Below are 22,055 nucleotides of genomic sequence, written 5' to 3'. Positions count from 1 at the left end.
TTCGATACCCAGCGCATTCACCGCACCACCCAGCGTAACCTGAGCGCTCTTCCGGCTGTTGCACTTGGCATGGTCGGCGCCCAGCCCTCGGTTCCTCCGGTTCCCCCGGTCCCCTCGGCCCGGACAGCCCCTCCCCGACCCCCTGCCCCGGCGGCATCCGCCGACCCCTCGGTGCCGTCCCCCCGTCGGCCGCTCGAAGCGGGCGGCACGTGGGAGCGGGTGCGGTGGTGGTACGAGAGCGTGCTCGGCTGGCCGACGGTTCCCGGGGCCCCGGTGCGGCTGCGCGCGGGCGTCCGTTTCGACGTACTGGACGTCCCGGCCGAGGCCGGCCACGCGGCACTGGAGCGGCTCGGGCCGACGCGGCGACCCGGTCCGGCCCCGCGGCGGCCCTGCTTTCCGGTGGCCGTCCGGGGCGAGCGGATGCTGCTGCTCGTGGCGGCGGGCGGCGCGGAGGAGATGCCCGGGCTGCTGGAGTGGCTGGAGTGGGGCTCGCTGCCGCTCGACCTGACGGCGATCGGCGCGGGCGGCCTCATGGAGGCGCCCCTGGCTCCCGAACCGGGCTCGACCGGCCTGCCGCCGCGTCCCCCGGGTCGCGACGGCCTGCAGGGCGCCGCCGTCTGGCTGCGCGCCCCGGAGCCGGGGTGCGAGGTCGAGGCCTCGCTGCCGACACTGTCGGCCATGGGGGGCACTGGAACCGCCCCCGATCTCGCGCGACTGGTCCGGACGCTGGCGACTCAGTGCCACCGGGTCCGGCTCTCCCTGCCCCAGCCGTCCTCCCCGTTCGTGGCGCGGGTCGGGTGATCAGCCGTTGGCCGTCTCGTACGCCTCGCGGATCATCGCGGGAACACGGCCGCGGTCGTTGACCTCGTAGCCGTTCTCCTTGGCCCACGCGCGGATGGCCGCGGTGTCCTGGCTGCCGCCGGAAGAAGCGCGCGCCTTGCCGCGTCCGCCCGAAGCGCGGCCCCCGGTACGACGACCGCCCTTCAGGTAAGGATCGAGAAGCCCACGGAGCTTGTCCGCATTGGCGGTGGTGAGATCGATCTCGTACGTCTTGCCGTCCAGCGCGAACGTCACGGTCTCGTCTGCCTCGCCACCGTCGAGGTCGTCGACAAGAAGGACCTGAACCTTCTGTGCCACCGGATTTCCTTTCATCGATAACTTGAGGGCCGGAGGTCCGTCGGCGTCCGCCGTATCGCCGTCCCTTGTTATATGCAGTACTGCAGTACGTCGGAAAGCAAACCGCTTTTGCCGGAAAAACACAAACCCTCGGTGGAGACCGGTAGCCCGCCCCCGGGCCGGAAAGATGCGCGTTTCGGACATAGGGAACCCGCGAACGGTCCGCCGGTGGAATAAACCTGGCGAAGGTCTGCGAAGGTCTGCGAAGAGCTACGGATGCGTGTCGTTGCCCGACGATCACAGATGCAGAAGCATCCGGCTGTTGCCCAAGGTGTTCGGTTTCACTCGTTCGAGACCCAGGAACTCCGCTACGCCCTCGTCATAGGAACGCAGCAGCTCCGCGTAGACATCGGTGTCGACGGGTGTCTCCCCGATCTCCACGAAGCCGTGCTTGCCGAAGAAGTCCACTTCGAAGGTCAGGCAGAATACGCGGCGAACACCGAGCCAGCGTGCCGTCTCCACCAGCTTCTCCAGCAGTCGGTGGCCGACACCGTAGCCCTTCAGGCCCGGCTTCACCGCGAGAGTGCGTACTTCCGCCAGGTCTTCCCACATCACGTGCAGGGCACCGCAGCCGACCACCTCGGCGTTGTCGTCCCGTTCCGCGACCCAGAACTCCTGGATGCTCTCGTAAAGCGTCACCATCGCTTTGTCGAGCAGGATGCGGTCACGGACGTACGTGTCGAGGAGCCGGCGTACGTCGGGGACATCGCTGGTGCGGGCCCGCCGGACGGTGATGGCTTTTGACATGTGGGGACGCTATCGCTCGCCCGCGTCCGGTACCGAGCCGGGGTTGGGCGCGGGGGTTTCCGGTCCCTGCACGATGCGGATGGCGTCTCTGAGTGCCTCGCGCTGTTCCTCGCTCATCATGCCGAAGAAGGCGATGAGGGCGGCGGCGGGGTTGTCGCTCTGAGACCATGCGTCGTTCATCAGCGCGGCGGCGTAGGCGGCACGGGTGGAGACCGCCTCATATCGATAGGCCCGGCCTTCCGACTCGCGGCGCACCCAGCCCTTCTGATGGAGATTGTCCAAAACGGTCATCACCGTGGTGTACGCGATGGACCGTTCCTGTTGCAGATCTTCCAGGACTTCTCGAACGGTCACGGGGCGGTTCCACTTCCACACCCTCGTCATGACCGCGTCTTCGAGTTCTCCCAATGGGCGAGGCACGCTCTGAACGATAGTGGGAGATCCAGGCGATGGCGTGCCGGACGTGCGATTTTGCGAGCGAATGGGCACAAAAAGGGCGTACGACTCCTCGCGGTGGGTGCGGGGAGTCGTACGCGGTGTCCGTGCGCGGCGTCGTGCGCGGAGTCGTGCGCGGAGTCGTACGCGGCCGGTCAGGCCTCGGGGTGGGCGGGCGTCTGGCGGGCGCCCTCCGCTCGCGCGAGGGCGGCGTCGACGGCCGCGTCCTCCTTGGCCTTGTTGGCGCCGCCCTGGGTCTTCACGATCACCCTGATCACGCCGATGAAGAACACGGCCATGACGGCCGGGGGCAGGAGCGCGGAGACGTAGTCCATGGAACCAGGGTAGCCAGGCCGTGTCAGCCGGCCGCGAGGTGGTGCCGGGAGCCGGGGGCGGGCGGGGCCGGCCTGCGGGGCGGGAAGACCTCGCCCGGGGTGGGGACGGGGCGCTTCGGGGTGGCCGGGGCGGGGTGGGGGGCCGGGCGGGGGGCCGGTTTCTGGGCGGGCTTCTGTGCGGGTTTCTTGTCGGACTGCTGGCCGCCGGGGAGGGCGTGGAGGCGGGTACGCGCGGCGGGGAGGACGACTGTGGGCGCGGGGGCCGCCGTGGGCGCCGGCGGCCTGCAGCGGGCCAGGAGGGTGGCCGCGGCGGGGTTGCCGCGCAGGGCTCCGAGGGCGGCGAGGTCGTCCGCGTCCGGGCGGTGCCCGGCGCCCAGCGCCTCGTCCAGGAGCGCGAGGTAGCCGGTGACGGTGCCGGGGAGCGCGGCGCGGTACCGGGCGAGGTCGGCCACCAGGAAGGCGCGCAGCCGGGCGCTCTCCCGCATCGTCTCGTCGAGCGACTCTGCGAGGCGGAGACAGTCGTGGGCCTCCTCCGCCGAGACGGGGCTGGGGTTCAGGGCGAGGGCGAGGGCGCGCCGGAGCACACGCAGCTCCTGAGCACCGAACGCCATGCCGCCGCAGGATCCGTAGGGCGTGGGCATGCGGCGACGATACGCGCTAATCAGACAAACTCGGCATAGGGGGCGGGTGTGGCGTGGGGGGCCACTCGTATGCGGGTGTCTGCGGGTGCCTGCAAGTGCCTGCGGCGGCCTGTGCGGGTTCGGGTGGGGGCGCGGGTAGCGCGGTGCGTTGTGTTGTGGGTCGGGGCCGCGCCGCGCAGCTGCGGGCAGTCGTGCCTCCCCCAGTGCCTGAACGGCCTGGGAGGTGCCCCCAGGGGCGGCACGGGTGGGCGGTGGGGGCACCTCCCGCTCGAGCGAAGCCGAGAGTGGGGGAGGCACCCCGGTAGCGCCGGGCCGCGCGACCCACCCCCGGCGCCCGCTACATGCGGGACACGTTCCGCTCGTACACCAGGCGGAGCCCCATCAGCGTCAGCCACGGCTCGTGTTCGTCGATGACCGAGGACTCGCCGAGGACCATCGGCGCCAGTCCGCCCGTCGCGATGACCGTGACCTCGTCGGGGTCGTCGGCCAGCTCGCGGGCCATGCGGTTGACGACCCCGTCGACCTGGCCGGCGAAGCCGTAGATGATCCCGGACTGCATCGCCTCGACCGTGTTCTTGCCGATCACGCTGCGGGGACGCGCCACCTCGATCTTGCGGAGCTGGGCGCCCTTGACGCCCAGCGCCTCGACCGAGATCTCGATACCGGGGGCGATGACGCCGCCGATGTACTCCCCGCGCGCGCTCACCGCGTCGAACGTCGTCGCCGTGCCGAAGTCCACGACGATCGCCGGGCCGCCGTAGAGCTCGACGGCCGCGACCGCGTTGATGATGCGGTCGGCGCCGACCTCCTTGGGGTGGTCGGTGAGGATCGGGACGCCCGTCTTGACGCCCGGTTCGACCAGGACCGCGGGGACGTCGCCGTAGTAGCGGCGGGTGACCTCGCGGAGTTCGTGCAGGACCGAGGGGACCGTCGCGCAGATGGCGATGCCGTCGATGCCGTCGCCCAGCTCGTCGCCGAGGAGCGGGTGCATGCCCATCAGGCCCTGGAGGAGGACCGCCAGCTCGTCGGCCGTGCGGCGCGAGTCGGTGGAGATGCGCCAGTGCTCGACGATGTCCTCGCCGTCGAAGAGGCCCAGGACGGTGTGTGTGTTGCCTACGTCGATCGTCAGCAGCATGGGGTCTACTCCGCCGCTCGCAGGTCCAGGCCGATGTCCAGGATCGGGGAGCTGTGGGTGAGGGCGCCCACGGCCAGGTAGTCGACGCCCGTGGCCGCGTACGCCTTGGCGTTGGTGAGGGTCAGGCGGCCCGAGGCCTCCAGGGCGGCCCGGCCGGCGACCAGGGCCACCGCTTCCTCGCACTCGTCCGGCGTGAAGTTGTCCAGGAGGATCAGGTCCGCGCCCGCGTCCACCACCTCGCGGAGCTGGTGCAGGGTGTCGACCTCGACCTCGATGGGGACGTCGGGGAAGCGCTCGCGGACGGCCTGGAAGGCCGCTGCCACGCCGCCGGCGGCCACCACGTGGTTGTCCTTGACCAGGGCGGCGTCCGAGAGGGACATGCGGTGGTTGACGCCGCCGCCGCAGCGGACGGCGAACTTCTCGAGGGAGCGCAGACCCGGGGTCGTCTTGCGGGTGTCGCGGACCTTGGCCTTCGTGCCCTCCAGGACGTCCGCCCACGCGCGCGTGGCCGTCGCGATGCCCGACAGGCGGCACAGGAGGTTCAGCGCGCTGCGTTCGGCGGTGAGGATGTCGCGGGTGCGGGTGGTGACGGAGAGGAGCTTCTGGCCCGCTTCGACGCGGTCGCCGTCCTCGACGTGGCGTTCCACCTCGAACTCGTCCGTGCAGACGACCGACATCACCGCCTCGGCGACCCTGAGACCGGCCACCACGCCCGCCTCGCGCGCGGTGAAGTCGGCGGTGGCCACGGCGTCCTCGGGGATGGTCGCGACCGTCGTCACGTCCACGCCGCCCGCCAGGTCCTCCTGGATGGCGAGGTTCGCGAGGTCCTCGACCTCCACGGGGTCGAGGCCGGAGTCCAGCATCAGTGCCGCGAGTGCGGGGTCGAGGCCGCACTCCATGAAGGCGTCTTCGTCGGTGTCCGCGCCGCAGGCGCAGCCGTCGCCGCAGCCTCCGGTGGAGGCGAGGGGAAGGTCGGGGGTGTTCACTGCTGTCACTGCTCCTGGGGAGGCTGCGCCGGCTGGGGGCCGTGGGTGGTCGGGGGGAATTCTGGCGTGTCCGTGGTGTGCACGGCGAGGGATCGGTCCGGGTTCAGGCGTACGACGATGTGGCGGCGCCACGTCGTGTCGTCGCGGTCCGCGTGGTCCTCGCGCCAGTGGCAGCCGCGGGTCTCCTCGCGCTGTGCCGCCGCGGCCACCAGGACGCGGGCCACGCAGAGGAGATTCGTGGCCTCCCAGGTGTCCACGCCCGGCTCGGACGTCTTGCCGTTCTCGTGCAGGGCTTCGCGGGCCTCGGTGTGGAGGTGGGACAGCCGGTCCGCCGCCCGCGTGAGGGAGTCGGCCGAGCGCAGGACGCCGGCGCCCTCGGTCATGATCCGCTGGATGGTGAGGCGGGACTCGGGCGGGAGGAGGGGGTGCGTCGGGTGCTCGGGGTGCGGGACGGGCTCGGGCACGCGCGCGTGGAGGGTGTCGTCCGCGTGGCCGGTGGCTATGTCCGCGGCGATGCGCTCGGCGTAGACCAGGCCCTCCAGGAGAGAGTTGGACGCCAGGCGGTTGGCGCCGTGCACACCGGTGCAGGCGACCTCGCCGCACGCGTACAGGCCGGGGACCGTCGTACGGCCGCGGGCGTCGGTGCGGACGCCGCCGGAGGCGTAGTGGGCGGCCGGGGCGACCGGGATCGGCTCGGTGACCGGATCGATGCCGTGGGCGCGGCAGGCGGCGAGGATCGTGGGGAAGCGGTTCTCCCACATCGCCGCGCCGAAGTGGCGCGCGTCCAGGTACATGTGCTCGGCGTCCCGCTCCTGCATGCGGCGCGTGATGCCCTTGGCGACGATGTCCCGGGGGGCCAGTTCGGCCAGTTCGTGCTGTCCCCGCATGAAGCGCACGCCGTCGGCGTCCACCAGGTGGGCGCCCTCGCCGCGTACCGCCTCCGAGACCAGGGGCTGCTGGCCCTCGGCGTCCGGACCGAGGAAGAGGACCGTGGGGTGGAACTGGACGAACTCCAGGTCGCTCACCTCGGCGCCCGCGCGGAGGGCGAGTGCCACGCCGTCGCCCGTGGAGACGGCGGGGTTCGTCGTGGCCGAGAAGACCTGGCCCATGCCGCCGGTGGCGAGGACGACGGCGGGGGCGTGCACCGCCCCGACGCCGTCGTGCTGGCCCTCGCCCATGACGTGCAGGGTGACGCCGGCGGTGCGGCCCTCGGTGTCTGTGAGGAGGTCGAGGACGAGGGCGTTCTCGACGGTGCGGATGCCGCGTGCGCGTACCGCCTCGACCAGGGCGCGGGAGATCTCCGCGCCCGTGGCGTCGCCGCCGGCGTGGGCGATGCGGCGGCGGTGGTGGCCGCCCTCGCGGGTGAGGGCCAGGCCGCCCTCGGTGGACTCGTCGAAGTGCGCGCCGGTGGCGATGAGGCGGCGTACGGCGTCGGGGCCCTCGGTGACCAGGATGCGGACCGCCTCCTCGTCGCACAGGCCCGCGCCGGCGACCAGGGTGTCGTCCAGGTGCTGCTCGGGGGTGTCGCCCTCGCCGAGGGCCGCCGCGATGCCGCCCTGGGCCCAGCGGGTGGATCCGTCGTCGAGACGGGCCTTGGTGACGACGACCGTGCGCAGGCCCGCCGCCTCGCAGCGCAGGGCGGCGGTGAGGCCGGCGACGCCGGAGCCGACGACCACCACGTCCGCGGCAATGGCCCAGCCGGGTGCGGGTGCGTGCAGTCGTATGCCTGTGCTGGTCACGAGGCGGCTCCGAGGGTTCCGAAGGTGAGGGGGACGTTGTCGATCAGCCGGGTCGCGCCGACCCGGGCGGCGACGGCGAGGACGGCCTCGCCGGTGTGGTCGTCGCCGATCTCGGTGAAGTCGGACGGGTCGACCAGGGCGAGGTAGTCCAGCTCCAGCGGCGGATTGGCGCGGGCCGCGTCGTCCAGCACCAGGTGGGCGGCGGACCGGACGGCCGTGGCGCTGCCCGGGGCGGAGGTGGCGACGGCGTGGGCGTCGGCCGCCGCGCGGGACTCGCCCAGGGCGCTGAGCGCCTCGGCACGCGCGTGTGTGGCGGGCACTTCGCGGGCCCGCGCGCGCAGCGCCTCCTGGGCGGCGTGCCGGTCCTGGCCGGCGAACAGGGCCTGGGAGAGCGCGAGGGCGGTGCGGCGCTCCCGGGTCGAGAGGTAGCGGTTGCGGCTGGACAGGGCCAGGCCGTCCTCCTCGCGCACGGTGGGGACGCCGACGATCTCCACGCCGAAGTTCAGGTCGCGGACCATGCGGCGGATCAGGGCGAGCTGCTGTGCGTCCTTCTGGCCGTAGAGGGCGAGGTCGGGGCGGGTGAGGTGGAGCAGCTTGGCGACGACGGTGAGCATGCCGTCGAAGTGGCCGGGGCGACAGGCGCCCTCCAGGCGTTCGCCCATGGGGCCCGCCGTGACGCGCACCTGGGGTTCGCCGCCCGGGTAGACCTCGTCGACGGCGGGGGCGAAGACGACGTCCGCGCCCGCCTGCCCGGCGATCCTCAGGTCGGCGTCCAGGGTGCGCGGGTAGCGGTCGAGGTCCTCGCCGGCACCGAACTGCAGCGGGTTGACGAAGACGGTGACGACGACCTCGGCGTCCGGGCCGGCGAGGTCACGCGCGGCACGGACCAGGGTGGCGTGACCCTCGTGCAGGGCGCCCATGGTCATCACGACGGCCCGGCGGCCGTGACGCACGCGCGCGTGCAGCTCGTCGGCGGTGCGCAGCAGGGCGGGCGGGGCGGTGGTCATCGGGCGTCTCCCTCGGTGCCGTCCGTTCCGTCGGTGCCGTCCGTGCGGTCGGTGCCGCCCGTCCCGTCGGTGCCGTCCGTGCGGTCGGTGCCGCCCGTCCCGTTGGTGCCGGCCGTACCGTCGGCGAGCACTCCGAGCAGGTCCTCGGCCAGTTCGGCTTTCAGCAGCCCGTGGTCCAGTGCCCGGTCGGCGGTCGCGCGGGCCATGGCCAGGTAGCCGGCGACGGCCTGCGGGGCGTGTGCGCGCAGTTCCACGATGTGCGCGGCGACCGTGCCCGCGTCCCCGCGCGCGACGGGGCCGGTGAGGGCCGCGTCGCCGGAGCGCAGGGCGTTGTCGAGGGAGGCGCCCAGCAGCGGCCCGAGCATCCGGTCGGGGGCCTCGACGCCGGCCGTGCGCAGCAGCTCCATGGACTGGGCGACCAGGGTGACCAGGTGGTTGGCGCCGAGGGCGAGCGCGGCGTGGTATAGCGGGCGCTTGTCCTCGGCGATCCACTCCGGTTCGCCGCCCATCTCGATGACCAGGGCCTCGGCGGCCAGCCGCAGCTCCTCGGGCGCGGTGACGCCGAAGGAACAGCCGGCCAGGCGCTGGACGTCCACGGGGGTGCCGGTGAAGGTCATCGCCGGGTGCAGGGCCAGTGGCAGGGCGCCGGCCCGCAGCGCGGGGTCCAGGACCCTCGCGCCGTACCGGCCGGAGGTGTGCACGAGCAGCTGGCCCGGTCGCACCGCGCCGGTCTCGGCGAGCCCGGTCACCAGGCCGGGCAGGGCGTCGTCGGGGACCGTCAGCAGGACCAGCTCGGCGCGTTCGAGGACCTCGGCGGGCCGCATGAGCGGCACGTCGGGCAGCAGCGCCGCGGCACGCCGTCTGGAGGCGTCGGAGACACCGGAGACGGCCACCGGGCGGTGCCCGGCGAGCTGGAGGGACGCGGCGAGCGCGGGGCCCACGCGTCCGGCGCCGACGACGCCTACGGTGAGACGCGCGGGGCGGTCCCTGGGATCTGGTTGTGGGGTTGTGTTCACGCGACGGCGGCCTTCCCGTTCCAGTCCGCTCGGGGTACCGGACGATTTCTCGTCATGTTAACGCGATCGGTTCGGGGGGCGTCCGGTTGTCCACAGGCTGTGGGTTTCCGTGCGACGGCGGGGCACACCTCACGCGCGCGTGGGAAGAGCGCGTGGGAAGAGCAGGTGGCACACTCCCGCGCGTGCGACGGCGGGCACACCCCCGCCCGCGCGTAGGAACGCGTGACGGAATCCGCGGGGAACCCGGATGCCCGCGCCGACGTCCGCGCGGCATGATCCCGGCATGAGCGATACGGCGGAACAGGCGCAACAGACGGAACAGACGGATCAAGCGCACCAGAGGGAATCGGCGGAGGAGCGCGGCGCGCGGCTCCGGGAACGGCGCGTGGCCGCCCATCGCGACGCCCGGCGCGTGCTCGTCGGCCCGGGGTTCTCGACCACCCTGCGCGAGCGGCTCGCCCTGCTGGACGGGGCAGCCGAGCTGTACGACCTCGACGAGCCGTCCGACGTATACGGCAACGGCATCGTGGAGGCCCTGGAGGAGAAGGTCGCCGCCCTGCTCGGCACCGAGGCCGCCGCCTTCTTCCCGACCGGCACCATGGCCCAGCAGGTGGCCCTGCGCTGCTGGGCGGGCCGCACCGGCAACCCGGTCGTCGCCCTGCACGGGCTCAGCCATCCCGAGATGCACGAGCGCAACGCCTTCAGCCGGGTCAGCGGGCTGCGCCCGGTACGGGTGACCAGTGAGCCCCGGCTGCCGACCGCCGACGAGGTGCGCGACTTCGAGGAGCCGTTCGGGGCGCTGATGCTGGAGCTGCCGCTCAGGGAGGCCGGTTTCGTCCTGCCCACCTGGGAGGAGCTCACCGAGGTTGTCGAGGCCGCGCGGGAGCGCGACGCGGTGGTCCACTTCGACGGGGCCCGCCTGTGGGAGTCCACCGTCCACTTCGGCCGTCCGCTGGCCGAGATCGCGGGCCTTGCGGACAGCGTGTACGTCTCGTTCTACAAGTCCCTCAAGGGCTACGGCGGCGCCGCCCTGGCCGGCCCCCGGACGCTGATCGAGGAGGCGAGGGCCTGGCGGCACCGGTACGGCGGCGCGGTGTTCCAGCAGTTCCCCACGGTGCTGTCGGCCCTGGCCGGCCTGGAGCGCGAGCTGCCCCTGCTGCCGGAGTACGTGGCCCGCGCGCGCGTGGTGGCCGCCGCGCTGCGGGAGGGCTTCGCGGCGGCCGGACTGCCGTGGGCGCGGGTGCACCCCGAGGAGCCGCACACCCACGAGTTCCAGGTCTGGCTGCCGTACGACGCCGATGTCGTCGGCGAGGCCGCGGTCCGGCAGGGCGAGGAGACGGGGACCCTGCTCTTCTCCCGCGGGTGGGACACTCCCGGGCCGGGGCTCGCCGTCACCGAGGTCGGGGTGGACGCGGCGGGCCTGGACTGGACGGCCGACGAGGTGAAGGCGGCGGTCGCCGACTTCGCGGCCCGGCTGGAGGACTGACCGGCGGGGCGTCGGCTGCCCGGGTCAGCCGAGAGCGCGCGGCCACAGGGACCACCACCGGCGCAGGGCCCGCCGTACCCGGCGCCGCGCCGGGCGGCCGGCGACGACGGCCTGGAACTGGCGGCGGTCGTGCCACTCGCGCACGACCTGCCAGTCGTGGGTGCCGGGCGCGGGCGGCGCGGGCTCGCCGAGCTGCCGGGCACGGTAGGTGTCGAGGAGGTACTGCTGCGTGATGCTCATGGGGATCGCCTTCTCAGGAGACGTAGAGATCGAAGTGGGAACGGGCTCCGCGGCTGCCCCGGTGACTCCAGACTGCTCCGGTACGGCTCCGCGGTCGCGCCGATTGACGGCGGCAGTCAATCGACGGCGGCGTTGTCAGTGGCGGGGTGCACCATGAGGGCATGAGCGTGCGCATCGACATCGCGGGGCTGCGGCCGGAGAGGATCGCCGTCGTGCCCTCACCCCTGGCCGAGCTGGGCATGGCGCTGCACGCGCTGTCCGAGCCGGGGCACCATCCGGGCCTGCAGGGCTGGGCGACGGGGGTGACCGCCCGGCTCGACTCGCATCTGGCCGACCGGATGTGCGAGGCCGACTTCCTGTGGCGGACGACCTTCTCGGACCTGTTCATGCCGTTCGCCGGCGTGCCGGGCCGCAACACGCTGCCCGGCGCCACCCTCGCCGAGGACCTGGACCTGCTCGACAAGCTGTCCGACGATCAGTTCGTGGACGCGGCACTGGAGTTCACCTGCGCCCTGCCGTACAGCACCGGTGGGGCCTCCGCGCTCGCGGACGCAGAGGTGCGCCGGCGCGCGCTGGATCTGGCCGCCGCACGCGGACCGCAACAGCTGCGCTTCAGCGAGCGGCTGCTGGCGGATCCGCCGCTGATCCGCGGCTGGCTGCGGCAGTTCGCGCAGGACTGCGACGAGGCGTTCTTCGCGGAGGCCTGGTCGCGGCTGCGCCACCAGCTCGCGGCGGACGCCCGGCACAAGACGGACCTGCTGCACCGCAAGGGCCTCGCCGAGGCGCTGGCCGCCGTGTCCCCGGCGGTCACGCTGGACGAGAGCGCCGCGCGGATCACGGTCGACAAGCTGGGCGACGGCCGTTCGGCGACGGCGGACGGCGGGCTCCTGCTCGTCCCGACGAGCCTGGGCTGGCCGCATCTGATGGTCCTGCACCGGCACGACTGGCAGCCCGTGCTGCACTACCCCGTCGGCTCCCCCGAGCTGGCCTCGCCGCCGTCGGTCGAGCAGCTCACGCTGCGGATGACCGCGCTGTCCCACCCGGTCCGGATGCGGATCTGCCGCCATCTGGCCCGCAGCGCGTACACCACGAGCGAGCTGGCGCAGGCGCACGGCATGACGGCCCCGGAGATATCCCGGCACCTGGGCGTGCTGAAGAAGGCCGGCCTGATCACCACCCGCCGCCGCGGGCGGTACGTCCTGCACCAGCTGGACGTGACGGTGGTGTCCCGGCTGGGCAGCGACTTCCTGGAGGGGATACTCCGGTAGCGGCCGTGCGGCCGGTACGTCGGCGGGTCAGCCGGCTGGTCGGTCAGTCGGCGCCGGTCGGTCGGCGGTCTGGTCGGCGGGTCAGCCGGCTGGTCGGGGGGGGCAGTCTGGTCGGCCGGTCTGGTCGGCGGGTCAGTCGGCCGGTCTGGTCGGCCGGTCGGTCGAACCGGATGTGGCGGATTCCGGCCCCCGCCCGCCAGGAACCGTCAGCCCTGTCCGCCGCCCGCCCGCACCAGCCCGGTCTCGTAGGCGAGGACCACCACCTGCACCCGGTCCCGTAGGCCCAGCTTGGTCAGGATGCGGCCCACGTGCGTCTTCACGGTGGCCTCCGACAGCACGAGCCGGGCCGCGATCTCCCCGTTGGACAGGCCCTGCGCCACCAGCACCATCACCTCGCGCTCCCGCTCGGTGAGCCGCTGGAGCTCCTTGTGCCGGGGCTCCTGACCGGTGGCCGGCAGCATCGGCGCGAACCGGTCCAGGAGCCGGCGCGTGGTCGAGGGGGCGACCACCGCGTCGCCGCTGTGCACGGAGCGGATCGCGGCGAGCAGCTCGCCCGGCGGCACGTCCTTGAGCATGAAGCCGGAGGCGCCCGCCTTCAGCGCCGAGAAGGCGTACTCGTCGAGGTCGAAGGTAGTCAGGATCAGCACCTTCGGCGCGGCGGGGTCCACACAGATCCGGCCGGTGGTCTCGACGCCGTCGAGCTTGGGCATGCGGACGTCCATCAGGACGACGTCCACGGCCGTCGAACGCAGCACCTGGAGGGCCTCGACGCCGTCGCCCGCCTCCGCGACGACCTCCATGTCCGGCTGGGCCGCCAGCACCATCCGGAACCCGGTGCGCAGCAGCACCTGGTCGTCGACGAGCATTACGCGGATCGCCATCGTGGCCTCTTCCTTACAGGTGTCAACGCGGTACGCGCGTACAGGGGCGGTTGTCAGTGTGCGGGTTTCAGCGGCAGCAGCACACTGATGCGGAATCCTCCGCCCTGCCGCGGCCCGGCGTCCAGGGTGCCGCCGACCATGCCGACACGCTCCCGCATGCCGATCAGTCCGTGGCCCTGGCCGTCGAAGCCGCCCTCCTCGTACAGCTCGTGCGGGGCGCCCTTGCCGTCGTCCTCGATGAGCAGTCCGAGCCCGTCGTCGAAGTAGACCAGGCGCACGCTCGCGCCCGCGTTGGGGCCGCCGTGCTTGCGCGTGTTGGTCAGCGCCTCCTGCACGATGCGGTACGCGGTCAGCTCGACGCCGCTGGGCAGCTGACGCGGGGTGCCCTCGACCTTGAAGTCGACGGGCAGCCCGGAGCTCCGGCACTGTTCGACGAGGTCCTCGATCTGCTGGACGTCGGGCTGCGGGACGTACTCGCCGGCCTCCTGGTGCTCGCCGGTGCGCAGCACGCCGAGCAGGCGGCGCATCTCCGCGAGCGCCTGGCGGCCGGTGGAGGAGATGGTCTCCAGGGCGTTCTTCGCCTGGTCGGGGGCGGCGTCCAGGACGTAGGCGGCGCCGTCGGCCTGCACCACCATCACGGAGACGTTGTGCGCGACGACGTCGTGCAGCTCGCGCGCGATCCGGGCGCGTTCGGCGGCGACCGCGACCTTGGCCTGCGCCTCGCGCTCCTTCTCCAGCCGTGCGGCCCGTTCCTCCAGCTGCGCGAAGTAGGCGCGGCGGGTGCGGATGGAGTCGCCGAGCACCCAGGCGAGGGCGAAGGGCACCGTCTGGAAGACCGTTATGGCGATGTTGCTCGCTAGGCCCGCGTCCTCCATGGGCCAGCGGAGCTGGGCCACGGGGGCGGCGCACAGCCCCATGGCCAGCGCGGTCCGGGAGGCCCAGCGGGCGCCGGTCGCGGCCACCGTGTAAACGATCACCAGGAGGGCGAAGTCGGCCGGCATGGTCGACACGTCCAGCACCAGCTGGCCCAGGCCCAGTGCGGCGGCCAGCAGCAGCATCTTCTCCGGCATCAGCCTGCGCAGCGCGATCACCACGCACAGCAGCAGGACGCAGGGGACGATCAGCGCCGTCATGTCCGTCCCCCGGGCCTCCTCCTGCGGAGCCACGGACATGACGGAGATCCCGAGCAGGACGAGGGCCCAGAAACAGTCGACCCCGGTCGGGTGTCTGCGGAGGAAATCGTAAAGGCGCTGCACGTGACCCAGCGTAGGGAAGGGTGATAGGTGCAGGGGTCAACCGGAGGGCCGATCCGCATCGCCCGCGCATACTCCGCAAGGTGGAGGCTCCGTTCTCCTGTGCGCCTATGGGGTGTCGTTTGGATCTTGCCGGGGTCGCGGGGCCTGGCACGCACATCTGCGGCGTTGTCGTCGGTTGCCAGGGCTCCGCCCTGTCGCCCTCCTCCGCCTTGCAGCTGCACGCACCAGACCCCGCTCGGGTCAGCCGCAAGGCGGCGTTGCCTGGAGTCGGCCTGATCCAAACGACACCCCCTAGCCTGGCCCTGTGACGCGAGGGACAACAGGGATCAGAGGGGCTTCAGGGGCGCATCAGGGCTGGCGGGGCTGGCGGGAAGCGATGCAGGATGCCCTCTACGGACCGGCCGGTTTCTACCGCGGGTCCGAGGAGGGGCCCGCCGGGCACTTCCGAACGTCCGTGCACGCGTCGCCGCTGTTCGCCGGGGCCGTGGCGCGGCTGCTGTGCCGGGTCGACGAGGCGCTGGGGCGGCCCGCGTCGCTGGACTTCGTCGACATGGCGGCCGGACGGGGCGAGCTGGTCACCGGGGTGCTGGCCGCGCTGCCCGCCGACGTGGCCGCCCGCACGCGCGCGTACGCCGTCGAGGTGGCCGGCCGCCCCGAGGGGCTGGACCACCGGATCGAGTGGCTCGCCGAGCCGCCGGGCAGCGGGGTGACGGGACTGCTGTTCGCCAACGAGTGGCTGGACAACGTCCCGGTGGAGGTGGCGGAGGTGGACTCCGCGGGCGAGGCGCGGCGGGTGCTCGTACGGGACGACGGGGCCGAACGGCTCGGCGAGCCGGTGGACGGGGCGGAGGCCGAGTGGCTGGCGCGGTGGTGGCCGCTGGCCGGTGAGGAAGGGATGCGGGAGGGGCTGCGGGCCGAGATCGGGCTCCCCAGGGACGCCGCCTGGGCGTCCGCCGTGGCGGCCCTGGACGGCGGGCTGGGAGGACTGGCCGTGGCCGCCGACTACGCGCACACCGTGGACGCCCGCCCGCCGTTCGGGACGCTCACCGGCTTCCGGGAGGGGCGAGAGACGCCGCCGGTGCCGGACGGGTCGTGCGACATCACCGCGCATGTAGCGCTGGACGCGTGCGCGACGGCCTACGCGGAGAGGTGCGCGGCGGCCCATGCGGAGAGGTGCGCGGCGGCCCACACGGCGAAGTGCGCTCCGGAGCGCACGCCCCCGGGTGCTCTTCTGCGCCCCCAGCGCGATGCCCTGCACGCCCTGGGTGTCACGGGCGCACGCCCCCCGCTCGCGTTGGCCTCCACCGACCCGGCGGCGTATGTACGCGCCCTCGCGGGCGCCTCGGAGGCCGCGGAGCTGCTCGCGCGCGGCGGGCTGGGCGACTTCGTGTGGCTGCTCCAGCCGGTGGGGTCCGTCGACGCCGCCGCACTACTTGTCGATGTCCCCGACCACGAAGAAGAGTGACCCGAGGATCGCCACCATGTCCGCGACCAGCGTCCCGGGCAGCAGTTCCGCGAGCGCCTGGATGTTGTTGTACGAGGCCGAGCGCAGCTTCAGCCGGTACGGGGTCTTCTCGCCCTTGCTGACCAGGTAGTAGCCGTTGATGCCGAGCGGGTTCTCGGTCCAGGCGTAGGTGTGGCCCTCGGGTGCCTTCAGCACCTTCGGGAGCCGCTGGTTGATCGGCCCGGGCGGCAGCTCGGCCAGGCGGTCCAGGCAGGCGTCGGCGAGGTCGAGGGCGTTGTGCGTCTGCTCCAGGAGGCACTCGAAGCGGGCGAGGCAGTCGCCGTCGGTACGGGTGACGACCTTCAGGGTGTCCTGGAGTTCGCCGTAGGCGAGGTACGGCTCGTCGCGGCGCAGGTCGAAGTCGACGCCGGAGGCGCGGGCGATCGGACCGCTGACGCCGTAGGCGTGCACGGCCTCCGGCGACAGGGCGCCCACCCCGCGCGTACGCCCCCGGAAGATCTCGTTGCCGAGCACGAGGTCGTCGAAGACGCCCATGCGTGAGCGCACGGCGGCGACGGCGGCACGCGCGCGCGTGTGCCAGCCCGCCGGCAGGTCCTCCTTGAGACCGCCGACGCGGTTGAACATGTAGTGCATGCGCCCGCCGGAGACCTCCTCCATGACGTTCTGGAGGACCTCACGCTCCCGGAAGGCGTAGAAGACCGGGGTGATGCCGCCCAGCTCCAGCGGGTACGACCCCAGGAACATCAGGTGGTTGAGCACGCGGTTCAGCTCCGCGAGCAGCGTCCGTGTCCACACCGCGCGCGTGGGGACCTCCATGCCGAGCATCCGCTCCACGGCGAGGACCACGCCCAGCTCGTTGGAGAACGCCGACAGCCAGTCGTGGCGGTTGGCGAGCACGATGATCTGACGGTAGTCACGGGCCTCGAACAGCTTCTCCGCGCCGCGGTGCATGTAGCCGATCACGGGTTCCGCGCTGGTGATGCGCTCGCCGTCCAGGACGAGCCGCAGCCGCAGCACGCCGTGCGTGGACGGATGCTGGGGCCCGATGTTGAGCACCATGTCGGTGCTCTCCGCGGCACCGCCGATACCGACCGTGGTCTCCGTCGTAGGAGTCATGCGCACAGTCTCCCCTACGTACGCTGGCCCCATGGAGACGGGGAGCCCTGACGACACGGGCACGGCGGGGGCGACGGAGCCGACGGAGCCGGTGCGGGACCGGCCGGTGTGGACCGGCCTGCCGCCGGGGCTGCTACGCATGCGGCGGTTGTTGCTGGTGGTGTGGCTGGGACTGCTGACGCTCGCCGCGGGTCTGCTGCCCGGGCTGTTCCTGGGCCCCTTCTGGGCGGCCCTGGCGCTGCTGCCGCTGGCCCTGCTGGTGTGGGGCTGGGTGATGCTGGAACGCAACTGGCGTTCCTGGCGGTACGCCGAGCGCGCCGACGACCTGCTGATCAACAGGGGCGTGCTGTGGTGGGAGGAGACCGTCGTCCCGTACGGGCGGATGCAGTTGGTCGAGGTGACCTCGGGCCCGGTCGAGCGGCACTTCGGCCTGGCCAGTGTGCAGCTCCACACGGCCGCCGCGGCGACCGACGCGACCATCCCGGGCCTCGACCCGGCCGAGGCGGAACGCCTCCGCGACCGGCTCACCGAGCTGGGCGAGGCCCGATCGGCGGGGCTGTGACCACGCCCGGGGCGGCGGACGGCGCGACGGGGGCCGGAGACGGCACGGCCGGGGCCGGAGACGGCCCGACGGGTGCGGAGGGCCGCACGACGGAGGCGGAGGACCGCCCGACAGAGGCGGAGGACCGCCCGACAGAGGCGGAGAGCCGCCCGACGGAGGCGGAGAGCCAGGCGGCCGAGCGGAGGGCGCAGGGCCGCGCGACCGGTGGCAGGTCGGAGGACCGGGCGGCCGAGGCCGGGGCGGAGAGCCACGCGACCAGCGGCAGCGCGGAGGACCACACCGCCGGAGCCAGGGCGGAGAGCCACGCGACCAGCGGCAGCGCGGAGGACCACACCGCTGAGGCGAGGGCGGAGAGCCTCGCGACCAGCGGCAGCGCGGAGGACCACACCGCCGGAGCCAGGGCGCAGGAGCACACCACCAGCGGCAAGGCGGACGACCGCACCGCCGACGGCAAGGCGGAGAGCCCCGCCACCAGCGACAAGGCAGAGGACCGCACGGCCGCCGGGCCCGGAGACGGCGTGGCCGCACCCGGAATCGGTGTCGTCGAGCGGCGTCTGCACCCCGTCACTCCGTTGCGGCGGGCCTGGGCGCCGGTTGCCGTGATCGTCGGGTGGGCCGTGCACGATCCCGACCAGGCGCAGCGCCAGCTGTCGCGGCTGACCACGACCACGCTGCTGATCGGGCTCGCCGTACTGATCCCGGCCGCCGCCCTGTACGGCTTCCTGACCTGGTGGTTCACGCACTTCGCGGTGACCGACACCGAGCTGCGCATCCGTACCGGACTGCTGTTCCGGCGCACCGCCCACATCCGGCTCGAACGCGTCCAGGCCATCGACGTCACCCAGCCGCTGCTCGCCCGCGTCGCGGGGGTCGCCAAGCTCAAACTCGACGTCATAGGCACCGGCAAGAAGGACGAACTGGCCTTCCTGGGCGCCGACGAGGCACGCGCGCTGCGGGCCGAACTGCTCGCGCGCGCGGCCGGTCTCGCGCCCGAGACCGCGCACGAGGTCGGCGAGGCACCCTCCCGGCAGCTGCTGCGCGTGCCGCCCCGCGTCCTCGCCGTCTCGCTGCTGCTGACCGGCGCGACCTGGGGCACGCTGATCGCCGCCGTCGTCGTACCGACGCTGCTGTGGCTGGCCACCCACAACCTGTGGACGGTGTTGGCGACCGCCCTGCCCCTGCTGGGCGCCGCGGGCGCGAGCAGCGCGGGCCGGTTCGTCGGGGAGTACGACTGGACGGTGGCCGAGTCCCCGGACGGGCTCCGCCTCGACCACGGGCTGCTGGACCGCGCCCACGAGACCGTGCCGCCCGGCCGGGTGCAGACAGTGCGGATCGTGGAACCGGTGCTGTGGCGGCGGCGCGGGTGGGTACGGGTGGAGCTGGACGTGGCCGGGTCGTCGAACTCCGTGCTGGTGCCGGTCGCCCCGCGCGAGATCGCCGAGTCGGTCGTCGCGCGCGTGCTGCCCGGTGTGACCGTGCCGGCGGACGCGGTGCTGTCCCGCCCGCCGCGGCGGGCCGCGCGTTGCCGGCCGCTGTGGTGGCGCGGCTACGGACTCGCCGTCACCGACGCGGTCTTCGCCGCCCGGTACGGACTGCTGCGCCGCAGCCTGGCGCTGGTTCCGCACGCCAAGGTGCAGAGCGTCCGGCTCACGCAGGGTCCGTGGCAGCGGGCGCTGCGGCTGGCCGACGTACGCGTGGACACGGGCGCGAACAAGACCGTGACCGCGCGGCTGCGCGACGCCGACGAGGCGGCACGGCTGCTGCGGGCGCAGGCGGAGCGCTCCCGTACCGGACGGCGGGACGCGCTGCCGGACCGGTGGATGGCCTGAGACCCCGCCGACCGCGCCGACCGGTGCCGGCCGGTGTCAGGACACCGCGCTGCGCAGCCGCTGTACGTCGATCTGCTCCGTCTCGTCGTGGGCCGTCAGGTCGATCACCTGGCCCACACCCCGGGACTCCTCGCCGGCCGGCTTGAAGGCGGCCTCCGTCTCGGCCTTGTGCAGGGCGAGGGCCTCCTGGCCGACCACGTCGGCGAGGTCCTCGTTCTGGACGGCCGCCAGGGCGTCGGACGACGACGTCCCGTCCTCGGACTCGGACTCGGACTCGGACTCGGCGTTCTTCGTGCCGAAGAAGTCGAAGCCGCCCTCGACCGTCGGACGCCGCGCGGGAGCCGTCGGTGCGACGGCGACCGCGGTCGGCACCGTGAAGTGACCGGCCGTCTGCCGGGTGGCCTGGGTGGGCTGCGCGGGCCGCTCGTCGGACTGCTCGGACTGCTCGGACTGCTCGGTCTGAGTCGTCGGGGAGGCGGCGACGGTGCGCTCGTGCCCGTCGGCCGCCTCGGGCTGCCCCTGTGCCTCGTCCTCCCGCGCGGCCTCGGCCGCCTCCGCGCTCTCGCCGCCGCCGTTGCCGCCGCCGTCCCCGTCGTCGTCGCCGCCGTCGGAGTCACGGCCGTCGGAGCCACCGCCGCCGTCGTGGTCGCCACCGTCCGGGGCGGCGGGCCGATCCCCGTCGAAGCGCGCCAGTGCCGCGTTCGCCCGCAGGAACAGCCGGGAGCCCTCGGGAGAGAACACGGCGGGGGCTTCCTCGACGGCCTCGCTGGTCTCGGAGGCCTCCTCGGCGGTCCCGTCGGTGATCCCGTCGGTGATCTCGCCGGTGATCTCCTCGGTGGCCTCGGTGGCCTCGGTGGCCTCGGTATCCTCGGCGGGCGTCTCCTCCACCGGCGCCGACCGTGCCGCCGGCAGCGCGGGCGCCTGCGGCACCGCCTCTATCTCCAGCAGGCGGCGGCCCTCCAGCGCGGTGGCCCGCTCGGTCTCCGCCGTGGCGTAGCGCCGCAGCAGGGCGGCGTGCTCGTTGCGCAGTCCCGCCAGCTCCGTGCGCTTCGCCCGCAGCCGGTGCTCCAGCTTCACGCGCAGCTCGCGCGACTCCTCCAGGTCGGACTCCAGTTCGGCGACCCGTTCCTCGTAACGCCACTCGTCACTCGCACGCGCGCGCGTGAGGTCGGCGACGCGCCTGCCCGCCTGCGCGTCCCAGTTACGCATGACGACCGCGCCGACGACGGCCGTCACCGCGGCGGCCGCGGCCAGTGAGCGCAGGATCATCGCTTCGCTGAACACCCAGGGGCCGACGGCACAGACGACGGAGACGCCTGCGATCGCCGACGGAGGAAGCAGCCTGTGCAAGGGCGGGGAATGGCGGTGACGTCCACGTGGCATGGCCAGAAACTTACCGCGCGTAGGCGAATCTTGGCGCCCCGCCCCGTAAAAACACAGCCATCTCCGACGCTTTCACACGGCATCAGGAATCCACATGCCCAGTGGTGGGCGAATTACTTCAAGATCATTTCCTGTGGCTACCCGTCACCGCCCGTCGAGCCGCTCGCTGAGCCACTCCAGGGTCGCGGGAATCTCGCGCCGCCACGTATTGAAGTTGTGCCCGCCGCTTTCCAGGATGATCGACGAGATGCGCGTCGGCTTCCTGTCCTTCACCCGCTCGATGAACTTCAGCGTGTCCTTGTAGTTCGTCTCGCCGGACCTGCTGCTGGTGACGAGCAGTGAAGTGTCGGGCGCGGGCATGTTCTTGAGACACCACCACAGATCGGCCCGGTTCTTCCGCCCCTCGTCGCCCTGGAAGAGGTCGCCCGTGGTGGGATCGCTGGGCGCGTCGTAGTAGGCGGAGAGCCCGGCCCCCGCGCCGTACACCTCGGGGTGGTGCATGGCGAGCTTCAGGGCGCAGTAACCGCCGGTCGAGTTGCCGACGACGCCCCAGCTGCCCGGCCCGCGGTCCACCCGGTAGTGGGCGCTCACGGCGTCGGGCAGGTCCTTGGCGAAGAACGACTCGGTCTGCGAGCCGCCCGGGACGTCCACGCACTCCGTGTCGCGCGGCGGCGCCACCGTGGGCCGCAGCATCACCAGGATCATCGGCCGCATCCGGCCCGCCTTGGCCAGTTCGAGCGCCGTACGCGGGTAGTGGAGCTTGTCCACCAGGGCCGAAGCCGTCCCCGGATAGCCGGTCAGGACGACGGCCGCGGGGAACGTACGGGCGCGGTGCCGCGCCTGGAAGTACTCCGGCGGCAGATACACGTACGCGGGCGACGCGATCCGCGTCGTAGGGCCGACGACCTGTATCTCCTGGATCCGGCCGCCGACCTCCGGCCGCGCCCCGCCCGTCCGGCCGACCCGCCGGTCGCCGACGACCTGGAGCGGACCGCCGGCCTCGTCGGCCGAGTGGTCGACGACCACGCCCTGGCCGTTCTCCCGGCCGAACAGGTCGGCCCAGCTGCCGTAGAACCCGAAGGACTGGTTGGCCACCAGTCCCACCGCGGCGAAGACCGCCACCTGGGTGGCGAACAGCAGGCCCACCCGCCCGAGGACGGCCCGCACGCTCCGCCGGGCCAGCCGCGGCCACAGCCACACCGTGCCGGCGAACAGCAGCACGCCGGACAGGACCGCCAGCGCCAGCACCTTGTTGCTCGTGAGACCCATGCCTTGCTACCTGCCTGCGCTTTCCATGCGTCCGTTCGGGCCATCCGCCCGGACCACCGTCCCGTCGCACCGGTCGGGGTTTC

The 22,055-nt window shown here is 73.1% G+C and carries 22 protein-coding genes; 6 read left to right on the top strand and 16 right to left on the bottom strand.

The window, feature by feature from the left end:
- Positions 1 to 171 precede the first annotated feature (171 nt).
- A complete protein-coding gene (locus tag ACFCZF_RS31395) occupies positions 172 to 801 on the top strand; it encodes an SCO3374 family protein (RefSeq protein ID WP_376674501.1) in 630 nt (209 codons plus the stop codon).
- Here the strand turns inward: ACFCZF_RS31395 and ACFCZF_RS31390 are convergent, their stop codons facing one another.
- From ACFCZF_RS31390 to ACFCZF_RS31345, 10 genes are all read right to left on the bottom strand, one after another.
- Positions 802 to 1,137 carry an Lsr2 family protein gene (locus tag ACFCZF_RS31390; RefSeq protein WP_376674500.1) on the bottom strand — a complete coding sequence of 112 codons (336 nt, stop codon included), beginning with the start codon at positions 1,135 to 1,137 and terminating at the stop codon, positions 802 to 804.
- A 276-nt stretch (positions 1,138 to 1,413) separates the two neighbouring features.
- Complete coding sequence (locus tag ACFCZF_RS31385; RefSeq protein ID WP_121748368.1) at positions 1,414 to 1,923, bottom strand: amino-acid N-acetyltransferase; 510 nt, start codon at positions 1,921 to 1,923, stop codon at positions 1,414 to 1,416.
- Between the two features lie 9 nt (positions 1,924 to 1,932).
- Positions 1,933 to 2,343 carry a BlaI/MecI/CopY family transcriptional regulator gene (locus ACFCZF_RS31380; protein ID WP_375920559.1) on the bottom strand — a complete coding sequence of 137 codons (411 nt, stop codon included), beginning with the start codon at positions 2,341 to 2,343 and terminating at the stop codon, positions 1,933 to 1,935.
- Positions 2,344 to 2,513: 170 nt separating this feature from the next.
- On the bottom strand, positions 2,514 to 2,693 hold the full coding sequence (locus ACFCZF_RS31375; RefSeq protein ID WP_055418607.1) for a hypothetical protein: 180 nt from the start codon (positions 2,691 to 2,693) through the stop codon (positions 2,514 to 2,516).
- Between the two features lie 23 nt (positions 2,694 to 2,716).
- Positions 2,717 to 3,304, bottom strand: a complete 588-nt coding sequence (locus ACFCZF_RS31370) for a hypothetical protein (protein WP_376674514.1) — start codon at positions 3,302 to 3,304, stop codon at positions 2,717 to 2,719.
- Between the two features lie 367 nt (positions 3,305 to 3,671).
- On the bottom strand, positions 3,672 to 4,469 hold the full coding sequence (locus ACFCZF_RS31365) for a type III pantothenate kinase (protein WP_375920553.1): 798 nt from the start codon (positions 4,467 to 4,469) through the stop codon (positions 3,672 to 3,674).
- Between the two features lie 5 nt (positions 4,470 to 4,474).
- Entirely contained in the window at positions 4,475 to 5,455 is a 981-nt protein-coding gene (nadC, locus tag ACFCZF_RS31360) for a carboxylating nicotinate-nucleotide diphosphorylase (protein WP_375920579.1), read from the bottom strand.
- Positions 5,456 to 5,460: 5 nt separating this feature from the next.
- The gene (locus tag ACFCZF_RS31355) at positions 5,461 to 7,194 is read right to left on the bottom strand and encodes an L-aspartate oxidase (RefSeq protein ID WP_376674499.1); all 1,734 of its coding nucleotides are present in this window, start codon (positions 7,192 to 7,194) and stop codon (positions 5,461 to 5,463) included.
- Positions 7,191 to 8,201 (bottom strand): pantoate--beta-alanine ligase, encoded by a 1,011-nt coding sequence (panC, locus tag ACFCZF_RS31350; RefSeq protein WP_376674498.1) that lies wholly within the window; start codon positions 8,199 to 8,201, stop codon positions 7,191 to 7,193. The genes ACFCZF_RS31355 and panC overlap by 4 nt, the downstream gene beginning before the upstream one ends.
- Positions 8,198 to 9,217, bottom strand: a complete 1,020-nt coding sequence (locus ACFCZF_RS31345; RefSeq protein WP_376674497.1) for a Rossmann-like and DUF2520 domain-containing protein — start codon at positions 9,215 to 9,217, stop codon at positions 8,198 to 8,200. The genes panC and ACFCZF_RS31345 overlap by 4 nt, the downstream gene beginning before the upstream one ends.
- 283 nt (positions 9,218 to 9,500) lie before the next feature.
- Between ACFCZF_RS31345 and ACFCZF_RS31340 the strand changes: the two genes are divergently transcribed.
- Positions 9,501 to 10,703: a threonine aldolase family protein gene (locus tag ACFCZF_RS31340; RefSeq protein ID WP_376674496.1), complete on the top strand. Its 1,203-nt coding sequence runs from the start codon at positions 9,501 to 9,503 to the stop codon at positions 10,701 to 10,703.
- A gap of 24 nt (positions 10,704 to 10,727) precedes the next feature.
- On the opposite strand, the gene ACFCZF_RS31335 is transcribed toward ACFCZF_RS31340, so the two are convergent.
- Entirely contained in the window at positions 10,728 to 10,943 is a 216-nt protein-coding gene (locus ACFCZF_RS31335) for a hypothetical protein (RefSeq protein ID WP_376674495.1), read from the bottom strand.
- Between the two features lie 161 nt (positions 10,944 to 11,104).
- Here ACFCZF_RS31335 and ACFCZF_RS31330 point away from each other — a divergent pair, with 161 nt between their 5' ends.
- Positions 11,105 to 12,211 carry a DUF5937 family protein gene (locus ACFCZF_RS31330; RefSeq protein WP_376674494.1) on the top strand — a complete coding sequence of 369 codons (1,107 nt, stop codon included), beginning with the start codon at positions 11,105 to 11,107 and terminating at the stop codon, positions 12,209 to 12,211.
- A gap of 206 nt (positions 12,212 to 12,417) precedes the next feature.
- Here the strand turns inward: ACFCZF_RS31330 and ACFCZF_RS31325 are convergent, their stop codons facing one another.
- Complete coding sequence (locus ACFCZF_RS31325; protein ID WP_376674493.1) at positions 12,418 to 13,092, bottom strand: response regulator; 675 nt, start codon at positions 13,090 to 13,092, stop codon at positions 12,418 to 12,420.
- A gap of 53 nt (positions 13,093 to 13,145) precedes the next feature.
- Positions 13,146 to 14,348, bottom strand: coding sequence for a sensor histidine kinase (locus ACFCZF_RS31320; RefSeq protein ID WP_376674492.1), 1,203 nt, complete (start codon positions 14,346 to 14,348; stop codon positions 13,146 to 13,148).
- 304 nt (positions 14,349 to 14,652) lie between these two features.
- Here ACFCZF_RS31320 and ACFCZF_RS31315 point away from each other — a divergent pair, with 304 nt between their 5' ends.
- Positions 14,653 to 15,813 (top strand): SAM-dependent methyltransferase, encoded by a 1,161-nt coding sequence (locus ACFCZF_RS31315; RefSeq protein WP_376674491.1) that lies wholly within the window; start codon positions 14,653 to 14,655, stop codon positions 15,811 to 15,813.
- Here the strand turns inward: ACFCZF_RS31315 and ACFCZF_RS31310 are convergent.
- The gene (locus ACFCZF_RS31310) at positions 15,778 to 16,929 is read right to left on the bottom strand and encodes an NADH-quinone oxidoreductase subunit D (protein WP_375920528.1); all 1,152 of its coding nucleotides are present in this window, start codon (positions 16,927 to 16,929) and stop codon (positions 15,778 to 15,780) included. The genes ACFCZF_RS31315 and ACFCZF_RS31310 overlap by 36 nt on opposite strands.
- Before the next feature lie 31 nt (positions 16,930 to 16,960).
- On the opposite strand from ACFCZF_RS31310, the gene ACFCZF_RS31305 reads away from it, so the two are divergent.
- Complete coding sequence (locus ACFCZF_RS31305; RefSeq protein ID WP_376674490.1) at positions 16,961 to 17,491, top strand: PH domain-containing protein; 531 nt, start codon at positions 16,961 to 16,963, stop codon at positions 17,489 to 17,491.
- A 518-nt stretch (positions 17,492 to 18,009) separates the two neighbouring features.
- On the top strand, positions 18,010 to 19,320 hold the full coding sequence (locus ACFCZF_RS31300; RefSeq protein ID WP_376674513.1) for a PH domain-containing protein: 1,311 nt from the start codon (positions 18,010 to 18,012) through the stop codon (positions 19,318 to 19,320).
- 36 nt (positions 19,321 to 19,356) lie between these two features.
- Here ACFCZF_RS31300 and ACFCZF_RS31295 read toward each other — a convergent pair whose 3' ends face one another.
- Both ACFCZF_RS31295 and ACFCZF_RS31290 read right to left on the bottom strand, forming a co-directional pair.
- A complete protein-coding gene (locus ACFCZF_RS31295) occupies positions 19,357 to 20,670 on the bottom strand; it encodes a hypothetical protein (RefSeq protein ID WP_376674489.1) in 1,314 nt (437 codons plus the stop codon).
- Between the two features lie 177 nt (positions 20,671 to 20,847).
- Entirely contained in the window at positions 20,848 to 21,972 is a 1,125-nt protein-coding gene (locus ACFCZF_RS31290) for an alpha/beta hydrolase (RefSeq protein ID WP_376674488.1), read from the bottom strand.
- Positions 21,973 to 22,055 lie beyond the last annotated feature (83 nt).

The sequence above is a fragment of the Streptomyces sp. NPDC056296 genome (assembly GCF_042268605.1).
Lineage (GTDB): Bacteria > Actinomycetota > Actinomycetes > Streptomycetales > Streptomycetaceae > Streptomyces.
Note: the sequence above shows the minus strand (reverse complement) of the source record. Positions and strands in the feature narration are given on the sequence as shown.